The following is a 22,086-nucleotide window of genomic DNA, read 5'->3' as shown; positions in this document are numbered from 1 at the left end:
TAATAGATGAATGATGATTCATTCATTTTCAGTGAAGATGGGCAGGAGATATTCATGAAGAAAGACAAACCAAAGTTCAAACAAATTATAGATGCAGCAGTCGAAGTCATTGCTGAAAATGGCTACCATTCCTCACAGGTATCAAAGATAGCCAAAAAAGCAGGAGTGGCAGATGGAACCATCTATCTTTATTTCAAAAACAAAGAGGATATTCTCGTTTCTTTGTTCCAGGAAAAGATGGGGCAATTCATCGAAAGGATCGAGCAGGAAACAACCTCGAAGCAGTCAGCGGAAGAGAAGCTCTTAACGTTGATCGAAACACATTATGAGCAGCTGGCAGCGGACCACCATCTTGCGGTCGTCACACAATTGGAGTTGAGACAATCCAACAAAGACCTGCGGTTGAAGATCAACCAGGTATTGAAAAGATATTTGGATGTCATCGATCAGATCGTGGAAGAAGGTGTAGAGGAAAAGCTGTTCCGGAGCGATTTGGACCGCCGTCTCGTTCGTCAGATGATTTTCGGAACGATGGATGAGACGGTGACAAATTGGGTAATGAACGAGCAGCGCTATAACATAGCAGACCAGGCGGAAGAAGTCCATAGCTTGATCATTCGTGGGTTGACCCGTAATCATTCATCATAAAGGAGCGAATCGCTTTGTCCACACTGGCATGTAAAGTCAAAGGTAATGTTGCGGAGGTCACTATAGAAAGTCCCCCTGCGAACGCCTTATCATCCGCAATTTTAAAGGATTTAGAACAACAGTTGAACGAAATAGAAGCAGACAAATCCGTAAAAGCAATCCTCTTGAAAGGGGAAGGGAAGTTCTTCTCAGCGGGCGCGGATATTAAAGAATTCACCTCTTTACAGGGGGCGTCCGACTATGAGGCGCTTGCCGGCAGAGGACAGCAGCTCTTCGACCGGATTGAGAAGTTCCACATTCCAGTCATCGCCGTCATTCACGGGGCTGCCTTGGGAGGCGGGCTTGAACTTGCCATGGCTTGTCACATCCGGATCGTTTCTTCGGATGCCAAGCTTGGTCTTCCTGAAATGAATCTCGGGATTCTGCCCGGTTTCGCAGGGACGCAGCGTCTTCCGCGTTATGTAGGAGTGGCAAAGGCTTATGAAATGATACTTACAGGGACCCCGATTTCGGGGGAGGATGCTGTCCGGCTTGGTCTCGCCAACCACAGCTATCCTGTAGAAGAGCTGCACGCACAGGCTGAAAAGCTTGCTGCGAAGATAGCTGCTAAGAGCGGCCCCGGCATCCATCAGGTCATGAAGTTGATTCCTTATGCCCACACCTCCCGTTTGGAAGAAGGCGTAAAGGCAGAAGCAGAGGCATTCGGTGCCGTGTTCGGCAATGAGGACGCCAAAGAGGGAATTCAAGCGTTTATCGAAAAACGGAACCCTGCGTTCCGAGATCAATAGTACTGGAGGGTATGAAGGATGAATATTTACGTGTTGTTGAAGAGAACGTTTGATACGGAAGAGAAAATAGCAGTTAAAAACGGAGCCATCCAGGAGGACGGTGCGGAATTTATCATCAACCCCTATGATGAGTATGCCGTTGAGGAAGCGATCACCCTCCGCGACGCTCACGGGGGAGAAGTGACGGTCGTGACGATCGGGGAAGAAGAGTCCGAGAAACAGCTTCGTACAGCACTTGCAATGGGAGCGGATAAAGCTGTATTGATCAATACGGAGGATGATCTGGAAGACGGGGATGCTTTTACGACCGTGAAGATATTAGAAGCCTTCTTTGAAGATAAAGACGTGGATATCATCTTAGGTGGAAATGTTGCGATCGATGAAGCCAGTGGGCAAGTCGGTCCCCGCTTAGCGGAAAGACTGGATATCCCTTGTGTAACGACGATTACAAATATAGAAATCGATGGCACGACGGTCCAAATCGAACGCGATGTTGAGGGAGATGTGGAAAAAGTCGAAACGTCTCTGCCACTTCTTGTCACCTGTCAGCAAGGGCTTAACGAACCTCGTTATCCCTCTCTACCGGGTATTATGAAGGCCAAGAAGAAACCACTCGAGGAACTGGAGTTGGATGACTTGGATCTGGAAGAAGACGATGTAGAGGCGAAAACAAAGACGGTGGAAATATACCTTCCTCCTGAGAAAGAAGCAGGTAAAGTTCTTGAAGGTGAAGTGGATGAACAGGTGAAAGAACTTGTTTCCTTACTGAAAACAGAAGCGAAAGTACTGTAAATAGAGAAGGGAGAGGAGAATGGTTATGAGTAAGAAGGTACTGGTAATCGGAGAAGCAAGAGAAGGAAGCCTGCGTAATGTCACGTTCGAAGCGATCGCGGCTGCTCATTTGATCAGCGACGGTGGAGAAGTCGTCGGAGTTTTGTGCGGTGATGGTAACCTCGAAGCGATGGGACAGGAAATGGTTTATCATGGTGCAGCGAGGGTCATCACTATTTCAAACCCAGAATTGAGAACGTATACATCTGACGGGCACGGTCAGGCAGTCCATCAAGTCATTCAGGATGAATCGCCAGACGGGATCGTCCTTGGTCATACGGCAGTAGGAAAAGACCTTGCGCCGAAACTGGCAAGCAAACTGGGTTCCGGTCTTGTATCTGATGCGACGGAGGTCGTCGTGGAAGGTGGAGAAACGATTTTCACCCGTCCCATCTATTCCGGAAAAGCTTTTGAAAAGAAAAAAATCACGGAGGGCCTCATTTTTGCAACGATCCGTCCTAACAACATACCAGCTCTGACCCGTGACGATTCTCTGACCGGGGACGTCTCCACGAAAGATGTAGAGATCTCTAACATTCGTACAATCATTAAGGATGTCATTCGCAAATCTTCAGACGGTGTCGATCTATCAGAGGCGAAAGTGATTGTGGCCGGAGGCAGAGGCGTGAAGAGTGCGGAAGGATTTGAACCATTAGAGAAGCTTGCAGAAGTCCTTGGCGGGACAGTGGGAGCTTCCCGTGGAGCGTGTGATGCAGGATACTGTGATTACTCCCTCCAAATCGGTCAGACCGGAAAAGTCGTTACGCCTGATTTGTACATTGCCTGCGGAATTTCAGGAGCGATCCAGCACCTTGCCGGTATGTCGAACTCTAAAATCATTGTCGCCATCAACAAAGATCCGGAAGCGAATATTTTCAACGTCGCGGATTACGGGATTGTCGGAGATCTTTTTGATGTCGTACCAAAATTGATTGAAGAAGTGAAACAAATAAAAGTGAATGCATAAGCTGAACTTAGAAGCCGAAGCCAAATATTTGGCTTCGGCTTTCATACATGTTTAAATAAGGTATAAACAAATTGTTAGTCACTAAAAATAGATAGTGATATACTCTAAACAGACTTAAAAGGTCGAGGAGGAATTATTGTATGGCAATTGTAAAAGCAACTGACCAAAACTTCACCGAAGAAACAAGTCAAGGACTTGTTCTTGCAGACTTCTGGGCACCATGGTGCGGTCCATGTAAAATGATCGCTCCTGTCCTTGAAGAATTGGACGCTGAAATGAGCGACAAAGTGAAAATCGTCAAACTTGACGTGGATGAAAACCAAGAAACAGCCGGCAAATTCGGTGTTATGAGTATTCCGACACTGCTTCTGTTCAAAGACGGTCAAGTCGTTGATCAAGTAATCGGATTCCAACCTAAGGAAGCTCTAGCTGAATTGGTTTCGAAACACGCATAAGGGGATACCATTCCTTTCAAGCCGCGCTGCTCAGCAGCGCGGCTTTTAACATGCATAATTTCCTGCCATTGTGGTATTTTCAATATATAACTTCTTGAAGGGATGGGGTGAACGTGTATGAATTCAATTATTAAAGAGAAACTGGCCGTTCTGCCCGACCAACCCGGCTGCTATTTGATGAAAGATAAGAACGATACCGTTATTTATGTGGGGAAATCCAAAGTTTTAAAAAACCGCGTACGCTCTTATTTTACCGGCGCTCATGACGGGAAGACCCAGAGGCTGGTGCGGGAAATTGTAAACTTTGAGTATATTGTAACGACTTCTGAAATTGAAGCCCTAATTCTCGAGATGAACTTAATTAAGAAGTACGACCCCAAGTACAATGTCCTGTTGAAGGATGATAAAACATATCCATACTTGAAAGTAACAGGAGAACGTCATCCTCGCCTCATTGTCACGAGAAACGTGAAGAAGGATAAAGGGAAGTATTTCGGACCGTACCCGAACGTTATTGCCGCTCGTGAAACGAAGAAGCTTCTTGATCGACTGTATCCTCTTAGGAAGTGCAATACGATGCCGGACCGTGTTTGTTTGTATTACCACATGCATCAGTGTCTCGGCCCCTGTGAATTTCCTGTTTCCAAGGAAACAAATGAAGACATCGTACAGAGCATCACCTCTTTCCTGAGCGGAGGACATAAAGAGATCAAGAAAGACCTGAAGAACAAGATGCTTCAGGCTTCGGAAGCGCTGGACTTTGAGCGTGCGAAGGAGTTAAGGGATCAAATCGAACATATTGAATCGGTCATGGAACAGCAGAAAATGACGATGAACGATCAAGTAGACAGAGACATTTTTGGTTATGCTGTGGATAAAGGATGGATGTGTGTTCAGGTATTCTTCGTACGTCAAGGGAAGCTTATTGAAAGAGACGTCGCTCTTTTTCCATTTTTTGACGACCCGGAAGAGACGTTCCTCAGCTATATCGGACGATTTTATCTCCATCAAAATCATCCGTATCCGAAGCAGGTGTTGGTCCCTGTGGCTACGGATGTGAATGTTCTGGAAGGAGCGTTGGATACGAAAGTCCATATTCCGATGCGGGGGCGTAAGAAGGAACTGGTGGAACTCGCCAGGAAGAACGCCCAGATTTCTTTAGAGGAGAAGTTCGCCTTAATTGAGCGTGATGAAGAGCGGACAATTAAAGCCGTGGAGTCGTTGGGCAGCCATCTGCATATCGAAACGCCGCACCGGATAGAAGCTTTCGATAACTCGAACATCCAAGGAGCGGATCCGGTGTCTGCGATGGTCGTATTTATTGATGGAAAGCCGAATAAGAAGGAATACAGAAAGTATAAGGTAAGAGACGTAAAAGGGCCGGATGATTATGAGACCATGCGGGAGGTCATTCGAAGAAGATATACGCGGGTTCTTAAAGAGAATCTCCCTCTTCCGGATCTTATTGTTGTGGACGGCGGGAAAGGGCAGATGACAGCGGCTCTTGACGTCCTGGAGAATGAGCTGGGTCTTGACGTCCCGCTCTGCGGGTTGGCGAAGGACGATAAACACAAGACGAGTGAACTTCTTTATGGAGAACCGCCTGTCCCGATAGATCTTGACCGGAAATCGCAGGAGTTTTACCTTGTCCAAAGAATTCAGGATGAAGTGCACCGTTTTGCTATTTCTTTTCACCGCCAGCTGCGCGGAAAAGGAGCGATCCAGTCGGAATTGGACAGCATCCCCGGCGTAGGGGAAAAACGCAGACGGCTTCTGCTCCGTCATTTTAAATCTATACAGGCCATTAAAGAAGCGGACCCGACTGAAATTACGAAGCTCGGTGTACCCGAACCGGTCGCGCAGACGATTCTTGACCATTTAAATGAAGAAGAACCAGCTGAATGACAGCTGGTTCTTCTTTTTATGGTCGGAGTTAAGCACCTTCAGCCTTTCAGCGCCTTTATTTCCACCAAATTTTGTTTTTTATCCAATTCTTCAAAACACTCGTATGTATCGCCTGCGATCGCTTGGATCATTTCTGATAAGAAGCCGCACTCCAAACGAAAGTCGACGGGGAACAGCTTTTGATGAAGGCGCTTCTCAATGATGTGGCCCTTCAAATGAAACAGCATTTCTTTCTTCTTATCGTGAATGAGAACAAGTTCTCCCCATCCCATGTACTGGAAAAATTCATAAAGTTCATCAAAGGTTTCCATTTCTGTTTGTCTTGCCATGTTTTTACCCATGTAGTAGAGAAGGTAAGGGGCGTCTTTCCCTAAGAAATCCGGTAAGGTGTAGTACCGCATCAGGTCGAATCCGGCCCCTGTGCCTACAAGCGATGAAATGTTGCTCGTTGTTAACTTCGTAGATTCTTTCAAAACGCTCATTCCTTTCTACCCTCATTATCACTCGAAACGAAAAAGTCCGCAATATCCTTTCTGTATTTTTACGGGGGCGATGGCAAAAAAGTGAACAAAAAGAAGGGATATGAAGGGAATAGGAAATAAATGTGTTTTTTTGAGCAATATATGGATTAGCTTTCTTGACGCTAATAAAGGATAGAAGTACAATGAACTTGTCACAAATTGCACATTGGTCAGACAACTTGGGAATTTGGGGCTTTTCCTATTATTTTTTTAAGCGTTATTAAAGCGCTTAACTGTCTGAATAATGTTCATTTTCAATCAGTTATCATCTGAGGGGGGTAAATATGGCGGGAACACGCGGATACGTCAATCGAAGACTGCATTCACTGCTAGGAGTAGTACCGATCGGGATCTTTTTGATCCAACACTTGACTGTGAACTATTTTGCAACACGTGGTCCAGAAGCATTCAACGCGGCGGCTCACTTTATGGAGAGTCTGCCATATCGTTATGTACTGGAGATTTTCATTATCTTTTTACCACTACTTTTCCACTCTATTTATGGGGTGTATATTGCATTCACAGCTACGAGTAACATCTCCAATTTCGGTTATTTCAGAAACTGGATGTTCATCTTTCAGCGGATTACAGGAATTATTACGCTCATTTTCATTGCGTGGCACGTATGGGAAACAAGAATTGCCATCGGCTTTGGCTGGGCGGATCTGAACTATCAACTGATGGAGAGTATCCTTACTGAACCGTTCTTCTTCTGGTTCTACATAGTAGGGGTGGTTTCAACTACTTTCCACTTCTCTAACGGTCTATGGTCCTTCTTTGTCAGCTGGGGAATCACTGTTTCTCCACGCTCTCAAAAGATCATGACTTATGTAAGCATCATCGTCTTCCTGGCGATTTCTTACGTAGGTGTACGTACACTGATTCAATTCGCATACGGAATATAATAGATTTATAGAAACATAACTTTGATCGATTTATAGTATTCAAGGGAGTGAGCTTCAATCATGACTAATAAAAATATTGTTGTTGTCGGTGGAGGACTTGCCGGCCTAATGGCAACAATTAAAGCAGCTGAACAAGGGGTTCACGTGGATTTGCTCTCGATCGTTCCTGTTAAACGTTCTCACTCTGTCTGTGCCCAGGGCGGTATCAACGGGGCGGTTAACACAAAAGGAGAAGGGGACTCTCCTTGGGAACACTTTGACGATACGGTTTACGGAGGGGACTTCCTTGCCAACCAACCGCCTGTTAAGGCTATGTGTGAAGCGGCGCCTGGGATCATCCACCTGCTCGATCGTATGGGTGTCATGTTCAACCGTACACCGGAAGGACTGCTTGATTTCCGCCGCTTCGGGGGAACACAGCACCACCGTACAGCGTTCGCCGGTGCAACAACGGGGCAGCAGCTGTTATATGCGTTGGATGAACAAGTCCGTAGACACGAAGTAAACGGCCTTGTAACAAAATATGAGAATTGGGAATTTCTTTCCGCCATTATCGATGATTCGGGTGTCGGCAGAGGTGTCATCGGTCAAAACCTCAGCTCCCATGAAATAAAGGCGTTTCCTTCTGATGCTGTCATCATGGCTACCGGAGGTCCTGGAATCATTTTCGGTAAATCGACGAACTCTGTCATTAATACTGGTTCAGCTGCAGCAGCTCTTTACCAGCAGGGTGTCGATTATGCAAACGGTGAGTTCATTCAGATTCACCCGACAGCGATCCCCGGCGATGATAAACTCCGACTGATGAGTGAGTCTGCCCGCGGGGAAGGCGGCCGTGTTTGGACGTATAAGGATGGCGAACCTTGGTATTTCCTTGAAGAGAAATACCCGGCCTATGGAAACTTGGTGCCGCGTGATATTGCAACCCGTGAAATTTTCGATGTATGTGTCAACCAGAAGCTTGGTATTAACGGTGAAAACATGGTGTACCTGGACCTATCCCATAAAGATCCAAAAGAATTGGATGTCAAATTGGGAGGGATCATCGAAATTTATGAGAAGTTCGTAGGCGAAGATCCTCGTAAAGTACCGATGAAGATCTTCCCTGCCGTTCACTATTCCATGGGTGGTATGTGGGTCGACTATGACCAAATGACAAACATTCCTGGTATTTTTGCTGCTGGAGAATGTGATTACACGCAGCACGGTGGAAACCGACTTGGGGCAAACTCTCTGCTTTCTTCTATTTATGGCGGCATGGTCGCAGGACCGAACGCAGTGAAATATTTGGACGGGCTGGAGAAGCTTGCTGATGATATGTCTTCCACGCTCTTTGACGCGAAAGTGAAGGAAGAACAGGAGAAATTCGATGAAATTCTGAAGATGGACGGCGATGAGAACGCCTACCAGCTTCATAAAGAACTAGGGGAATGGATGACGGATAACGTGACTGTGGTTCGTCAAAATGACAAGCTTCTGAAAACAGATGAGAAGATTGTCGAATTGATGGAACGATACAAGCGGATTAACATCAATGATACTTCCAGGTGGAGTAACCAGGGAGCTATGTTTACCCGTCAGCTGTGGAATATGCTGCAGTTGGCCCGTGTTATTACCCAGGGAGCTTATAACCGTAACGAAAGCCGCGGCGCCCATTACAAGCCTGATTACCCGGAACGTAATGATGAAGAATGGTTGAAGACGACCGTCGCCAGCTACGATAAGGAAAACAATAAACCGGTCTTCCGTTATGACAAAGTAGATACATCCCTGATTGAACCTCGTAAACGAGACTATTCGAAGAGTAAATAATAAAGGAGGTCATGGATGATGAGTGAAAATAAAACGATTACGTTGATTATTACCCGCCAGGATCATCCGGATGAGCCGTCATACGAAGAGAAGTTTGAGGTGCCATACCGTCAGAATATGAACGTCATCTCTGCTCTCATGGAAATTCGTCGTAACCCCGTAAATGCGGATGGCGAAAAGACGACGCCTGTCTATTGGGATATGGGCTGCCTGGAAGAAGTCTGTGGCGCCTGCTCCATGGTCATCAACGGCACGCCGCGTCAATCGTGTACGGCGCTTGTCGATCAGCTGGAACAGCCGATCCGCCTGCAGCCGATGTCCACGTTCCCGATCAATAGAGACCTTGCTGTCGATCGTTCCCGTATGTTCGACTCGCTGAAAAAAGTGAAAGCCTGGATCCCGATTGATGGAACGTACGACCTTGGTCCGGGACCGAGGATGCCGGAAAGCAAACGCCAATGGGCTTACGAACTATCCAAGTGTATGACATGTGGTGTCTGCTTGGAGGCTTGTCCGAACGTTAACAGCAAATCAGATTTCATTGGTCCTGCTCCTCTATCGCAGGTGCGTCTATTTAACTCCCACCCAACTGGAGAGTTGAATAAAAGCGAGCGACTGCAGACGATCATGGATGAAGAAGGCTTAATGGGCTGCGGTAATGCGCAGAACTGTGTGCAGGCTTGTCCGAAAGGGATCCCTTTGACGACATCCATCGCAGCACTTAACCGCGATACAGCAATCGAATCCTTTAAGAGCTTCTTTGGAAGTGACAAACGCATATAAGTGGAAAAACCCCCTTCGGTCTTCTCAGGCTGGAGGGGGTTTTTGACTCTAAGAGGGTTCGTGGGGTTGATGGTCGATAGATCGATAGTATAATAGGAATGATTGACTTTAGTTAAAGGGTGAGTCTTCTTGCAGAAATTCAAATGGCAGCAGTGGATAATCTTAGCGTTCTTCCTTATATCTGCCTGTTACTTAATCTTATTATCCATCACGCAGCCGTTTCTCGGGATCGATGTTGAATTTAAAGACGGGACCTGGGTGACGACAGATGTGCAGAGCGGCAGCTGGGGGGACAAGCATCAGGTTCCTGAAGGGGCAGAGCTGCTTTCTGTTGACGGTAAGGATCCGGGAGAGCACCGGTCGGTCAACATGTTCCATGAAGTGGAGATGGCCTCTTCTTTCACCGTTCAATATCAAGGCGAGGAGATTCAATACGACCATATTGATCACTCGAGTCCGTGGCACTGGGCTTTATATATTATTCTTCCCGCTGTTTTCTTTGTATTTATATTAGGAATCTCTTATTTAGTTCATAAACGGGTGCCGGAACGCTTTTCAGCCAAGCAGTTGATTTTGTTCTTTTTGGCCATCGCCACTGGATACATCAGCAACAGCGGGGCAGTCCGGGATGACTTGTACAGTCTTTTTCTCAACACGAGCCTGTTTCTGGCGGCTCCCGTTATGTTGATGCAATTTATTTATAACTACTTTAAAGAATTAAAAATAACCTGGTTTTCCAAGAAGGTAGTTTACTGCTTATACGTGCTTGTCTTAGCAGTATCTCTTGCGGAAAGTTTCTTTTTAATGCGTCGTGATTACCCGGGATGGTTTGATCCTGTCCCGCCGTATCTTCTGCTTGGTCTATATATTGTTCTGTTCCTGATCGTTTTCAGGGGGCTCTATATTCACAGAGACTTCCCGGAAGCACCAATATTCAAGTACATGGCCATCGGTATCACCATCGCTTTCGGTCCATATATAGCTCTTTATCTCCTTCCAGCGCTGGTATTCGGTGTCAAAGTTATTTCGTTGGAATTGGCGGCGATGTTTCTGCTTGCACTTCCTGTAACGTTTCTATACTTAGTGACGAGGGAGCGGCTGATTGATATCAATTTCGTCATAAGCAGGGTGCGGTACTATTCCCTGTTATCGGCCCTTCCCAGTCTTCTGTTGACAACAGCAACAAACTTCTTTGTACAGGCGGAAATGTCCATTGTAACGAACGTTCAAATTTATCTTTCTTATCACATCGTGCTTATCATTTTCTTATCCATCAAAGAAGTTCTGGATTTCCGGCTGCAGCCCTATATGTTCTCAGCACGATACAGTTACCAGGAAAGTATGCACCGGATGGCGCAGGATATGAAGGAACAGTCCAACGCGGTCGATCTGATGAGGGTGATGCGCGAAGAGGTAAAGAATGTCCTGAACGTCCGGGAAATGTACTTCTATTCCAAACATAATAGAAGAAAAGTCTATTGTGTGTATGACCCCATTCCGCAGGATATCATTGATCATTTTGATAACCATTACCAAGACTATTCTTACGATATCGGTTCCATTATCGAGACGGATAAGGGCTTCGGGTTCGTCGTAGGTTACACCATGGATAAGGTCACGATGATGTGGTGTAAAGGGAAGAAGGACTACACATCTTTGAACAGAGATGAGAAGACGTACCTTCAGACGATTTCCTATAATGCGAACATCGCTATTCAGAACATGAGCCTGATTGAGGATCTTGTAAAGGAGTTACGCAAACTGAGAAGCGATCAGACACAGAAGTATCCAACGTGGCTTTCCCGACTTCTTTTCACGATCGCAGAGAATCAGAGGAAGCAGCTTTCCATTGACCTGCACGATACGGTTCTTCAGGAGCAGCTGTACTTATATCGGCGCATGGACGATTTGATCAGTCAGCGAAAAGACCTTCCAAAGAGTCTTCATTCAGAACTGCTGATGTATAAGGAGTCACTCCTTGACAGCATTCATTTAATTAGAGAAACATGCAACGAGCTCCGTCCTGCTTTCATAGAAGAGCTTGGACTTGTACAATCCTTGAAAAATCTGATTCAGCAATATCAGCTCCGCTCTAATTTTACGGTGTATTTTGCGCATGAGCGTTTCGACGCTGAATTGGATCAGGAGCGGATTCTGGCAATCTTCCGAATTGTACAGGAACTGTTGACAAATGCGATGAAACATTCCGATGCGAAGATCGTAAAACTGTCGCTGTCCAGTAACGAGGATCATGTAATGCTTTTATATTCTGATAACGGTAGAGGGATGGACTACTCGGTTCAACGGGATTTATTTTCCCATATCGGCCTATCGGGAATTGAACAGCGGGTAAATGGTTTAAACGGAAACTTATCGATAGAAACATCGCCTGGGGAAGGATTTAAAACAATTGTTACTTTTCCTTGTACGGCGAGCAAGGAGGTCCATGTATGAAGCAAGTATTAATTGTAGATGACCACCCGGCTGTTGGAGCCGGGACGAAAGCAATGCTGGAACAAGAAGGAGATCTTGTCGTGGATGTCACCCACGATAATGAAATGGTTCTTTCCATTATGGAAGAAAACGATTATGATATCGCTTTGCTGGATTTATACATGCCCGGCATAAATGGTATTGAACTCGCGAAAAAAATACGCAATAACTATCCGGACATCAAGCTTCTCATCTATACAGGGTTCGACTTGAGCACACACTTCAATATGCTGGTCGAAGCAGACATTAACGGTTTTGTAAGCAAAACCGCGACAAGTGAGCAGCTGTTGACCGCTATTCGATGCGCCGCAAGAGATGAAGTCGTTATTCCCCTTCATCTCTTTAAACAGCTGCGCCGCTCAGAAGCAAGCGTCAGTGGAAATGCGGAGGAGAAAGAGAAGAATAACGGCCTCTCCTTAAATGAGAAAGAACAGTCGATTCTTAAGGAAGTGGCATCCGGCTTAACGAACCGTGAGATTGCCCAGCTGCTGCATATGTCACAGCGGAGTGTGGAATACACGCTTACCGGGATTTTCAATAAGCTGAATGTAAGATCCCGTACAGAAGCCCTCTTCAAAGCGCAGGAACTCGGGCTTGTGACTAAATCTTGAAAGCGAAGCACAGGGCAACCTTATGCCTCATACGATAACATTGACTAAATAATTCCCCTCGTTCAGCTCAGAGACAACAAGGAGGGGTACGCTTGTGAAGGAGGACGGCTATCGGCCAACACAAATTCTTACCAAGCGGGAGCGAGAAGTTTTCGAGCTTCTGGTGCAGGATAAAACGACTAGGGAGATCGCAAAAGAGCTCTTCATTTCAGAGAAGACTGTGCGGAATCACATTTCAAATGCCATGCAGAAATTGGGGGTCAAAGGTCGCTCGCAGGCAGTCGTAGAGCTGTTGCGGATGGGTGAACTGGAATTATAATCTCCATAATAGAAAGTTGTGGCGGGATTATTTGAGGTGTACGGAGTCCTTTCAGGTATAGTCACTATACTGATACCTGAAAGGGTTTTTTGTTTAAAAGGAACATTTATGTTGAATTTTTCTCCAATACGAGTGAAAATGGAGTTTATTAAGTATTTTCGTTAGGGGTGCTGATTGTGTCTAACAGACAACAGACGTCTATAGTGGCGGATATAGAGAAAGAGTTAAGATACATATCCGGAATCATCAAGCAAAGAGGACGGGAAATCCTGAATCATTACCCGATCACAGCCCCGCAGTTTGTTGCACTGCAGTGGCTGCTGGAGAAGGGGGATATGACGATCGGTGAGCTCTCCAACTATATTCATCTGGCGTGTAGTACGACGACGGATTTAGTGGACAGGATGGAGAAGAACGGGCTTGTCGAGCGGGTGCGGGACACGAAGGACCGCAGGGTAGTCCGCATTCACGTGCAGTCCAAAGGTGAGGAAATTATTCATGAAGTAATTGCCAAACGTCAAAACTATCTGGAAGATGTACTGAAAGACGTACCGGTAGAAGATGTAGAGACGCTGAATCGGCTGCTGCATGTTCTGCATGCCGAAATGAAAGAGACAGAGCACGAGGGACAACAATGAGAAAAAGAGGGATGAAACAATGAAACGACCGATAGGGGTGATCGATTCCGGCGTAGGCGGGTTGACGGTGGCGCGGGAATTGATGAGACAGCTGCCCAGAGAAACGTTTGTCTATCTAGGGGATACGAAGCGCTGCCCGTACGGACCGCGTTCAGAAGAAGAGGTGCGTGCGTTCACATGGCAGATGGTCAACTATCTTTTGAGCAAAAACATTAAAATGCTTGTGATCGCCTGTAACACGGCGACTGCGTATACGCTCAAGGAGCTGCAAGAAGAATTGTCTATACCTGTGCTTGGTGTCATTGAGCCGGGCGCCCGGGCAGCTATCAAAGTCAGTCAGAATAAACGGATCGGCGTCATCGGGACAGAAGGAACCATTCAAAGCCGTGCATACCCGAACGCTCTTAAGGCGATTGATCGCTCGATCCGAGTGAATGACCTCGCCTGCCCTCCGTTTGTACCCATGGTGGAAGATGGTATCTTGTCCGGTCCTGAAGCGGAAGGGATCGTTTCCAACACCCTCAAGCCGTTGAAGGAGATGAATCATATAGATACGCTCATTCTCGGCTGCACCCATTATCCTTTGATCAAGGATCTGGTTCAACGGGAGATGGGCAACCATATCCAGGTAATCAGTTCTGGGGAGGAAACCGCCCGGGAGGCAAGCCTGATCCTGTCTTATCAAAAAGCGCTGGAGACGGAGGACCATCAGCCGGTCCACGAATTCTACTCTACCGGTGACATCGAGAAATTCCGTGTAGTGGCGAACAGCTGGTTTGATGAGCCGGTACAGGTGCTGAAAACTGTAGAATTGGAACATGTTCAAAACTCTGCCTATTGAGGGCAGGGTTTTTTTATATTCGGATGAAAATTTATCTGGTCTAAACCCTCCAGGTGCTCGTATATATGGTAGTACAAACTATCTCGGGAGGGAAAGCTATGAAGAAATACAGATACAAACCATTATGGATCACGCTTCTATTATTAATGTGTACAGGGCTGCTCTCCGGCTGCCTTTTTGAAGGGGAACAATCAATGGAGAAGATGGATGCTCCGGAAGAGGCGGTTACGACAACCCCGTCTGCTGAGAGTGAAGAACCGGCAGCAGAAGGCGAAGAAGAAGGAGCCGAAGAAGGGGAAAGTACAGAGGAGGAATCAGCTTCTACGGTAGAAAGGGAATTGTACTTGATGGATGCCAATGGCATGGTCGCCCCACAGACGTTAGAGCTTCCTGCCTCGAAGGAAGTGGCGACGCAGGCTTTGGAATATATGGTTAAAGACGGACCGGTTACAAACCTGCTTCCGAATGGATTCCAAGCTGTCCTGCCTGCAGGGACGGAGATACTTGGAGTAAATGCTCAGGAGGATGGTACCTTGGTCGTTGACGTATCCGAGGACTTTAAGAATTATGAAGCACAGGATGAAGAGAAGATCCTTCAAGCCATGACGTACACGTTGACTCAGTTCGAAGGTGTCGATCGGATCAAGCTGTGGGTTAACGGCCATGAGCTTACAGAAATGCCTGTCAACGGGACTCCGATTTCGGAAGGAGTCTCCCGTTCCGACGGGATCAATAATCATATCGGTGTCAACACAGATATCATGAATTCCGAAGCAGTCACCGTTTACTTCCCGGCACAAAACGGAGATCAGGTCTACCACGTTCCGGTCACGACGCGCATCGAGAAGAACGATGATGATTATGCCGCAATGGTACAAGCGCTTCTGAACGGTCCTGAGCTGGGAACTTCCCTCATGAACCCGTTTAATGACGGTGCGGAGATGGTCAGTTCGAAATTAAGTAACGGGGTGCTCGCCGTGTCCTTTAATGAAAAACTGCTGAGCGGCGAGGACAACCCATCTTTATCCGACGAAGCTTTGGCAAGTCTCGTCATGAGTCTGACAGAGCTTAAGGATGTAGAATCGGTTGAGGTTCACGTGGATGGAGCAGAGCAGGTGATGACCGAATCCGGGCAGCCACTTGCCGAGCCGGTCTCCCGTTCTGATATCAGCGGGGCAGAGGAATTGTAGAAAGCCGACAAGATAAGAAGCGTTCCGAAAGTTCGAACTTTTGGTGCGCTTTTTACATTTAGCTAGAACTATCGGGCGGCGGTAATATGTGTTAAGATGGGCAAGGATAATGGTGAAGAAAAAGGAGGTCGATATCGATGAGAAGTGATCATCGAGAAGTGAATGAATTGAGAACCGTAACAATTGAGACAGACTATGTGAAGCATCCGGAGGGTTCGGTGCTGATCAGTTTTGGAGATACGAAAGTCATTTGTAATGCCAGCGTTGAGGATCGTGTACCTCCTTTTTTACGTGGTCAAGGAAAGGGCTGGATTACAGCGGAATATGCCATGCTGCCAAGAGCTACCGAGCAGCGTAACATCCGCGAATCTTCTAAAGGTAAAGTCTCTGGCCGTACGATGGAGATTCAGCGTTTGATCGGTCGTTCCCTGCGTGCCGTTGTCGACTTGGACAAGATTGGGGAGCGGACCATTTGGGTGGACTGTGATGTCATCCAGGCGGACGGCGGGACTAGAACAGCTTCCATCACAGGAGCCTTTGTAGCGGTTGTCCTTGCTTTAGGCAAACTTGTGAAGAAGGGGACGCTGAAAGAGCTTCCGATTACGGACTTTCTGACCGCGATTTCTGTAGGTGTCCTGCCTGACGGGAAGGAAATTCTTGATTTGTGCTATGAAGAGGATAGTAAAGCCCAAGTCGATATGAACGTCATCATGACAGGGAAAGGCGAATTTGTGGAGCTTCAAGGTACGGGAGAAGAAGCTACTTTCTCCATGCAGCAGCTGCAGAAGATGCTTTCTCTTGCCGAAAAAGGCGTTTCTGACTTAATCGTCCTTCAGGAAGAAGCGATAGGAGAATGGGCGGAAACTATCAGTAACAAATCCGGAGCGGCAAAATAATGAAAGAATTGTTGATAGCGACAAAGAACGAAGGGAAAGCCCAGGAGTTCAGGCAGATGTTTTCGAAATACGGCATTTCAGTAAAGTCTCTGCTTGACTTTGATTATGCTCCTGATATTGAAGAGACCGGTACGACATTCGAAGAGAACGCAATAATCAAGGCAGAAGCTATGATGAAAGAGTGGAATATTCCCGTCGTCTCCGATGACTCCGGTCTTGAGGTCGATGCACTCGACGGAGAGCCTGGGGTTTACTCAGCGAGATATGCTGGATTAGAGAAAGATGATAAAAAAAACATGGAGAAGCTGCTCCGGGAGCTCGGCGATACGCCATCCCATCAGCGTACAGCCCGTTTCGTCTGTGCCGTAGCAGTCGCCCGTCCGGGACAAGATACGTTTACGAAGCGCGGCACTTGTGAAGGTAGAATAGCGGAATCGCCACAAGGGACCAATGGATTCGGATACGATCCGGTTTTCATTCCGGAAAACGCCGATCGAACGATGGCACAGCATACCGCGGATGAAAAAAATGCAATCAGCCACAGACACCACGCTATCAAACAGTTGGAAGCATGGCTTGAGAAAGAGGCATAAAAGGGAGAGATCAGCGTGCCTAAAGTGTTAATCATGAGCGACAGCCACGGACTGGAACAGGAAGTTCAGGTCATCAAAGCAAGGCATAAAGACGCAGATGCGATGATCCATTGCGGCGACTCAGAGCTCGCTTATGGATCAGAAACGTTGAACGGCTTCTATTATGCTAAAGGAAACTGTGATTTTGAACCGGAAATGGAAAATGAACAAGTGTTAACAGTCGGAGACGTTACTTTTTATGTGACGCACGGCCATCTGCATCAAGTTAAAACGACGTTGATGCCTCTTAAGTACAAGGCGCAGGAAAACGAAGCGCAGGTCGCCTGTTTCGGGCACTCCCATATAGCGGGAGCGGAAGTCGTCGATGGTGTCCTCCTGATCAACCCGGGAAGCGCAAGGCTTCCAAGAGATCGGGAAGAGCCGACATATGCTCTCCTTGAATGGGATGACCCGGCCGAAGCTACCCTTCAGTTCTATCATGTGAACGGGGAGAAAATGGACGGATTGGTTCTTTCAACAGACCTTACAGCAAAGAATTAATTTCTTTGCTGTAACCTGTTGACTTTCAGCCAAATTCCTTATATAATAATTCTTGTCCGCTTCTGATGGAGGCGAAAAAATACATAACCTGCGGGTGTAGTTTAGTGGTAAAACCTCAGCCTTCCAAGCTGATGATGAGGGTTCGATTCCCTTCACCCGCTCCATACATATTTTAATCTTGTGTCCCAGTAGCTCAGCTGGATAGAGCAACAGCCTTCTAAGCTGTGGGTCGGGAGTTCGAATCTCTCCTGGGACGCTAACGAAAAAACGCTGAAACCTTTGCTGGACAAGGGATTCAGCGTTTTCTTATTTAGCAGAAATTTGTGGAGTTTGTTCACTGAACCTCATTTGGGGCAGAATTGGGGCAGAAATTTTTAAAATAATTTGTTTTAAGAGCTAATTAGGAAGAAAAAAATCACAAAGTTGTCTAATCTCAGCATGAATTATTTAGTTGGTTTCAAATTTGTTAATTTTTAGTATAAAATAAGAGCTATTACTTGTCTTTTCGGTTTAGGGGGGAAGGTACGATGAATTTTAAGAAAGCGGTCTTTGTATTATACGATATGGGAATTTCACTGTCTGCACTAAGTAAGTTATATAGAGAAATTGATGAGGTGCAAATGGAAGAGGTTCTTAAAGGAGATTTTCTAGGGGTGCAGTTTTCATTAGGAGTTTTTAATGATAAAGACATTGAATTGCTTTCTTCCCAAGAATCTATTGCTAGAAGCAAGGAAAATATTTCGAAAATATTAGAGAAGTTCTCGAACCAAGAGATTAATTACTATTTTTATTACGACAAGGAGTACCCTGAATCCTTGAAGGATATTCCTTCGCCTCCTTTTTTGATTTTTACAAAGGGAAATTTAAAGTTGTTAGACAAACATCAATTTATTTGTTCAATTGTAGGAACTAGAAATCCAACAAAAATCACTTTAAGTCAAATTGAAAAGACTGTTAAAGAGATGGTATTACAAGGTATTGTTATTTCTAGCGGCTTGGCTTTAGGAACGGATATTCATGCACATCGTAGTACAATGAAATATAGTGGGAAGACGATAGCGGTGCTTCCTTCTCCAATTGATAGTGTTACACCTAAAAGTCATAGTTCATATGCAAAAGAAATCATTGAAAAAGATGGCTTATTAATAAGTGAATATTATAAAAATCAATCGTTCTTCAGAAAAGCAAATTATGTAGAAAGGAACAGAATCGTTTCAGGAATAAGTAATGCTGTTTTGATAGCAGAGTGTTCTGAAAAGAGTGGTACCATGCATACTGCAAGATTTGCTTATAAGCAGGGAAGGCCACTGTATTGTTTTAATAATGCGTCTACTGGTGTGCAAAAAATTTTAAATAGTAAATTGGCAACAGTCTATAAGAACTTAGAAGATTTAATTTAATAGCTTTTGGTATGAGGAGGAATTTAATTGAGGAAGATTGTTGTTTTTCCTAGACTTACAATATTTGATTATGATTTTCAAATATATGATGGAATTGAAGGTCTGTTTAGAGAGCTAAATGCTGATGGGCATGAATTAGTTGTAATTTCACATGATCGAATAAGTATTGAAAGAATGAGAAAAGTTTTCCAAGAAATTTTTGAATTTGACGTTTTGTGCGCATACCGGAGTCTTATACGAGATAATGTTGATGAAACTAATGCACAAGACGTAATTATTGTAGGTAGCAGTGATGAGGATTTAATACTTGCTGCAAATAAGAAAACTTTAATCATCAACCCCGGTTGGAGTATTAAGCAAGATGAGAAGCCAGAAAGGTATGGCATTAAACTTAATAGACCGTCCCAGTTACTCAGAGCTATAAGACTCATTGCAAACCAAAATAGGTGGTATTTTAAGTTGCAAGTTTCTGATAGTGCTAATGTTCTCTCTTTAACCTCCGCCAATACGATGAATCGAGATGTAGAATATACGGAGCGTGAAATTTTAGATGGTTTTGAAGGGTTATTAAAAGCAGGAGATAGGAAATATTTCAATACTTTATATTTTCATTTAATTTCTGGTGTTATGAAAGACTCTGAGTTACGTAATGTTAATATATGGGGTACATTTCCATCATCAAGTGGTTTCGAAAACGAAGAGTTAGAAGAACTAAAGGAAAGATGCCGTTATTTGACAGGTGGAAGAATGAGCGAACCACTATTTATTAGGCATACAAAAGTAGAAAAAAGTCACCATACCCCTCACGTGACTCGTCTTAGAGAAGGGTGTAAAAAACATTTTAACTCTTTACATTTGAACCCATATTACAATTCTCGAAGGATTCGAGGTAAAGTGGTATGTATTATTGATGATTATATGACAAATGGTATCTCCTTTGAATCAGCTAGAAATTTATTGCTTCAAGCTGGTGCTAAAAGGGTAATTTTATTAGCATTAGGAAGGTACAGAAAAGGTTCTCATGGAGTTTATCAACACGAAGAGTATAACTTCGATGGCACAGTAAATGCTCCCGGTTATAGTTATGAGCTAGTGTCTAAAAGTAATTTAGTTGGAGAATATGATTATGAAGCCAGAGATGAGGTTAATCGTATTTATGAAATCTTAAATAGAAATTAATCTTTCTAGAATGTTAACTCCACAATAATTAAGCCAGAAATTTAATATTTTATTTCTGGCTTAATTATTTTATTGTTCATTAACCTAGTGTTTTACTAAAAAACTTACTAAAGTGCTCAGCCGCCACTTGATCGACTTCTTCAATGTGATGTCCATAGATGTCCATAGTAGTTCCAATCTTGCGGTGCCTTACCCTTTGGCTAATGGACTTGGTAGGGACATTTTGTTGAATTAAATAAGTCACGGAGTAGTGCCTCAAATCATGGAACCTAATCCCCTCGATATTATGACGCTTTCTAAATCGCGCCCACCATTGACTGACACTATCCGGCCTCATGGGTTTACCTAATTCGTCAGCAAAAAGGAAAACTCGATTTGGATCGTACTGTATATCTCTGGTTCGAATGAACTCTTTTTTTCTCCGGTTCTTTATTTGGTTAACCATATCCAGCAGTTCTTGGGGAATGGAAGCAGTACCCTCCATACCATTCTTAATACCCTTTATAAGTAACTCTCCTCCTGGTTGCTGAGAGAGTGATTGCTCAAAGCGAATAGCACTCTTTTCACTAAGTATGTGCTTTTCTTCTAATGCAACAAGTTCACCTTCACGACAGCCAGTTACAAATGCAATCCAAAACATAACCTGTTTTTCGAAAGGTTCCTGGCCTATACAACTAATGAGGTGATCAATTTTCTCTCTGGAATAAGAGAGGGGCTTGTTTTGCTTAACGGTTGGTGGCTTAATATTTCGAGCAGGATTATCCTTTATTAGCTCAAATTCATCTGCAGCGGTGAGAAGGCTCTTAAATGCCTTGTAGCAGTTTCTAATGGTGGAAGAGGATAAAGGCTCTTCCTTACCATCTAATCTCTTGGTCGTGTCCTTTAAATCATCCAGAAAGTTAACGACATGCATAGCTTTTATATCCGACAACTTTAGATGACCATAATCAGGGAGTATTCTCTTCTCGATAATGCTCATGTATTCTCTGAGTGTTCTTGGGGAAAGTCTGTCTCCCGCGTACTTCTTAATCCACTCCTGATAAAAGTCTTCCAACCTTGTGTAATTAGGTTTGGAGTAATCTCCACTCAATACTTCTGATTCAAATTTAGCTAATTCTTGACGTGCCAACGTTTTGGTCCTTACTTTTACGTTTTTCCTTTCACGGATAGGTTTTCCTTTGGCGTCATAGCCGGTTATTACAGAAAGTCTAAATGAATTCTTACCTCGCTTCTCAATGTTACCCATAGAATCACCTCTTCCTTCCAGTTTACTTGCTGACCTAAAAATGGTTGGTACAACATACACGTCTTTTAATCTGTTCCAAACGTTCTTCACACAACTCATATGACACTTTAAAGTCATATGCCCACCGGTCAAGTAGATCAGGGTCCTCCAGATCGTAATTTTTGACCATGTGATAGGGAAGAGCAGCGTAGAGGGTGAAGTGCCTCGCGTCACGCTCTTGAAGCTCTCTGAAAGCCTCTGGCATCATTGTCTGCTTGCCAACATGCCGAATGGCATGACAGAGCTCATGAAAAAACTGTTCTCTTTGTGTTGTTGTATCGAGCTTTGTATCGAGCACAATTTCACGATACCGACCAAACCGGACATATTTACTATCCATGTCTTTGTAATGAATAAAAATCTCATACCTCATAGCTAGTTTTTTGATATCAATTTCATTTGGGTGGGTAATTCGGTATTTTATGTACCAGTTGGATACCCAGTCTTCTAAGTCTGTTGTCGTGTAATTAGGGAAATTCATACCAG

Annotated in this window: 23 protein-coding genes and 2 tRNA genes; 22 read left to right on the top strand and 3 right to left on the bottom strand. The window is 44.8% G+C overall.

What is annotated here, in order from left to right:
• The first annotated feature begins 54 nt into the window (after positions 1-54).
• From M662_RS13000 to uvrC, 6 genes are all read left to right on the top strand, one after another.
• Entirely contained in the window at positions 55-648 is a 594-nt protein-coding gene (locus M662_RS13000; RefSeq protein WP_026577123.1) for a fatty acid metabolism transcriptional regulator FadR, read from the top strand.
• A 14-nt stretch (positions 649-662) separates the two neighbouring features.
• Complete coding sequence (locus M662_RS12995; RefSeq protein ID WP_162129298.1) at positions 663-1,436, top strand: enoyl-CoA hydratase; 774 nt, start codon at positions 663-665, stop codon at positions 1,434-1,436.
• Positions 1,437-1,454: 18 nt separating this feature from the next.
• Entirely contained in the window at positions 1,455-2,228 is a 774-nt protein-coding gene (locus M662_RS12990) for an electron transfer flavoprotein subunit beta/FixA family protein (RefSeq protein ID WP_162129297.1), read from the top strand.
• Between the two features lie 25 nt (positions 2,229-2,253).
• Entirely contained in the window at positions 2,254-3,234 is a 981-nt protein-coding gene (locus M662_RS12985; protein WP_026577125.1) for an electron transfer flavoprotein subunit alpha/FixB family protein, read from the top strand.
• Positions 3,235-3,374: 140 nt separating this feature from the next.
• Complete coding sequence (gene trxA / locus M662_RS12980; RefSeq protein WP_008635231.1) at positions 3,375-3,689, top strand: thioredoxin; 315 nt, start codon at positions 3,375-3,377, stop codon at positions 3,687-3,689.
• Positions 3,690-3,806: 117 nt separating this feature from the next.
• Positions 3,807-5,594, top strand: a complete 1,788-nt coding sequence (uvrC, locus tag M662_RS12975; protein WP_008635229.1) for an excinuclease ABC subunit UvrC — start codon at positions 3,807-3,809, stop codon at positions 5,592-5,594.
• A gap of 38 nt (positions 5,595-5,632) precedes the next feature.
• Here uvrC and M662_RS12970 read toward each other — a convergent pair whose 3' ends face one another.
• Positions 5,633-6,076 carry a YslB family protein gene (locus M662_RS12970; RefSeq protein WP_026577126.1) on the bottom strand — a complete coding sequence of 148 codons (444 nt, stop codon included), beginning with the start codon at positions 6,074-6,076 and terminating at the stop codon, positions 5,633-5,635.
• A 323-nt stretch (positions 6,077-6,399) separates the two neighbouring features.
• On the opposite strand from M662_RS12970, the gene M662_RS12965 reads away from it, so the two are divergent.
• The 16 genes from M662_RS12965 to M662_RS12890 all read left to right on the top strand — a co-directional run bounded on the left by M662_RS12965 (position 6,400) and on the right by M662_RS12890 (position 20,315).
• Positions 6,400-7,020 (top strand): succinate dehydrogenase cytochrome b558 subunit, encoded by a 621-nt coding sequence (locus M662_RS12965; protein WP_026577127.1) that lies wholly within the window; start codon positions 6,400-6,402, stop codon positions 7,018-7,020.
• Between the two features lie 60 nt (positions 7,021-7,080).
• The gene (gene sdhA / locus M662_RS12960; protein ID WP_026577128.1) at positions 7,081-8,832 is read left to right on the top strand and encodes a succinate dehydrogenase flavoprotein subunit; all 1,752 of its coding nucleotides are present in this window, start codon (positions 7,081-7,083) and stop codon (positions 8,830-8,832) included.
• A gap of 18 nt (positions 8,833-8,850) precedes the next feature.
• Complete coding sequence (gene sdhB, locus M662_RS12955) at positions 8,851-9,615, top strand: succinate dehydrogenase iron-sulfur subunit (RefSeq protein WP_008635214.1); 765 nt, start codon at positions 8,851-8,853, stop codon at positions 9,613-9,615.
• 129 nt (positions 9,616-9,744) lie between these two features.
• Positions 9,745-12,069 carry a sensor histidine kinase gene (locus tag M662_RS12950; protein ID WP_008635213.1) on the top strand — a complete coding sequence of 775 codons (2,325 nt, stop codon included), beginning with the start codon at positions 9,745-9,747 and terminating at the stop codon, positions 12,067-12,069.
• Positions 12,066-12,719, top strand: coding sequence for a response regulator transcription factor (locus tag M662_RS12945; RefSeq protein WP_008635212.1), 654 nt, complete (start codon positions 12,066-12,068; stop codon positions 12,717-12,719). The genes M662_RS12950 and M662_RS12945 overlap by 4 nt, the downstream gene beginning before the upstream one ends.
• 94 nt (positions 12,720-12,813) lie before the next feature.
• Complete coding sequence (locus M662_RS12940; protein WP_008635211.1) at positions 12,814-13,038, top strand: helix-turn-helix domain-containing protein; 225 nt, start codon at positions 12,814-12,816, stop codon at positions 13,036-13,038.
• Between the two features lie 176 nt (positions 13,039-13,214).
• Positions 13,215-13,676 (top strand): MarR family winged helix-turn-helix transcriptional regulator, encoded by a 462-nt coding sequence (locus tag M662_RS12935; protein WP_008635210.1) that lies wholly within the window; start codon positions 13,215-13,217, stop codon positions 13,674-13,676.
• A 19-nt stretch (positions 13,677-13,695) separates the two neighbouring features.
• The gene (gene racE, locus M662_RS12930; RefSeq protein WP_008635209.1) at positions 13,696-14,517 is read left to right on the top strand and encodes a glutamate racemase; all 822 of its coding nucleotides are present in this window, start codon (positions 13,696-13,698) and stop codon (positions 14,515-14,517) included.
• 98 nt (positions 14,518-14,615) lie between these two features.
• Positions 14,616-15,707 (top strand): GerMN domain-containing protein, encoded by a 1,092-nt coding sequence (locus M662_RS12925; RefSeq protein WP_026577130.1) that lies wholly within the window; start codon positions 14,616-14,618, stop codon positions 15,705-15,707.
• 137 nt (positions 15,708-15,844) lie between these two features.
• Positions 15,845-16,603, top strand: coding sequence for a ribonuclease PH (gene rph, locus M662_RS12920; RefSeq protein ID WP_026577131.1), 759 nt, complete (start codon positions 15,845-15,847; stop codon positions 16,601-16,603).
• Entirely contained in the window at positions 16,603-17,196 is a 594-nt protein-coding gene (locus M662_RS12915) for an XTP/dITP diphosphatase (RefSeq protein WP_008635206.1), read from the top strand. The genes rph and M662_RS12915 overlap by 1 nt, the downstream gene beginning before the upstream one ends.
• A 15-nt stretch (positions 17,197-17,211) precedes the next feature.
• Positions 17,212-17,736, top strand: coding sequence for a metallophosphoesterase (locus M662_RS12910; RefSeq protein WP_008635203.1), 525 nt, complete (start codon positions 17,212-17,214; stop codon positions 17,734-17,736).
• 90 nt (positions 17,737-17,826) lie between these two features.
• Positions 17,827-17,900: transfer RNA gene (locus tag M662_RS12905), tRNA-Gly, on the top strand.
• A gap of 18 nt (positions 17,901-17,918) precedes the next feature.
• Positions 17,919-17,992, top strand: a tRNA-Arg gene (locus M662_RS12900).
• Positions 17,993-18,263: 271 nt separating this feature from the next.
• A complete protein-coding gene (locus M662_RS12895) occupies positions 18,264-19,136 on the top strand; it encodes a DNA-processing protein DprA (RefSeq protein WP_026577132.1) in 873 nt (290 codons plus the stop codon).
• 27 nt (positions 19,137-19,163) lie between these two features.
• A complete protein-coding gene (locus M662_RS12890; RefSeq protein ID WP_026577133.1) occupies positions 19,164-20,315 on the top strand; it encodes a phosphoribosyltransferase in 1,152 nt (383 codons plus the stop codon).
• A 79-nt stretch (positions 20,316-20,394) separates the two neighbouring features.
• Here M662_RS12890 and M662_RS12885 read toward each other — a convergent pair whose 3' ends face one another.
• Entirely contained in the window at positions 20,395-21,561 is a 1,167-nt protein-coding gene (locus M662_RS12885; protein WP_026577134.1) for a tyrosine-type recombinase/integrase, read from the bottom strand.
• Between the two features lie 34 nt (positions 21,562-21,595).
• Positions 21,596-22,081: an ImmA/IrrE family metallo-endopeptidase gene (locus M662_RS12880; RefSeq protein WP_026577135.1), complete on the bottom strand. Its 486-nt coding sequence runs from the start codon at positions 22,079-22,081 to the stop codon at positions 21,596-21,598.
• Between the last annotated feature and the right edge of the window lie 5 nt (positions 22,082-22,086).

Origin of the sequence: Bacillus sp. SB49 (assembly GCF_000469135.2) — a bacterium.
Classification (GTDB): domain Bacteria; phylum Bacillota; class Bacilli; order Bacillales; family Halobacillaceae; genus Halobacillus.
Note: the sequence above shows the minus strand (reverse complement) of the source record. Positions and strands in the feature narration are given on the sequence as shown.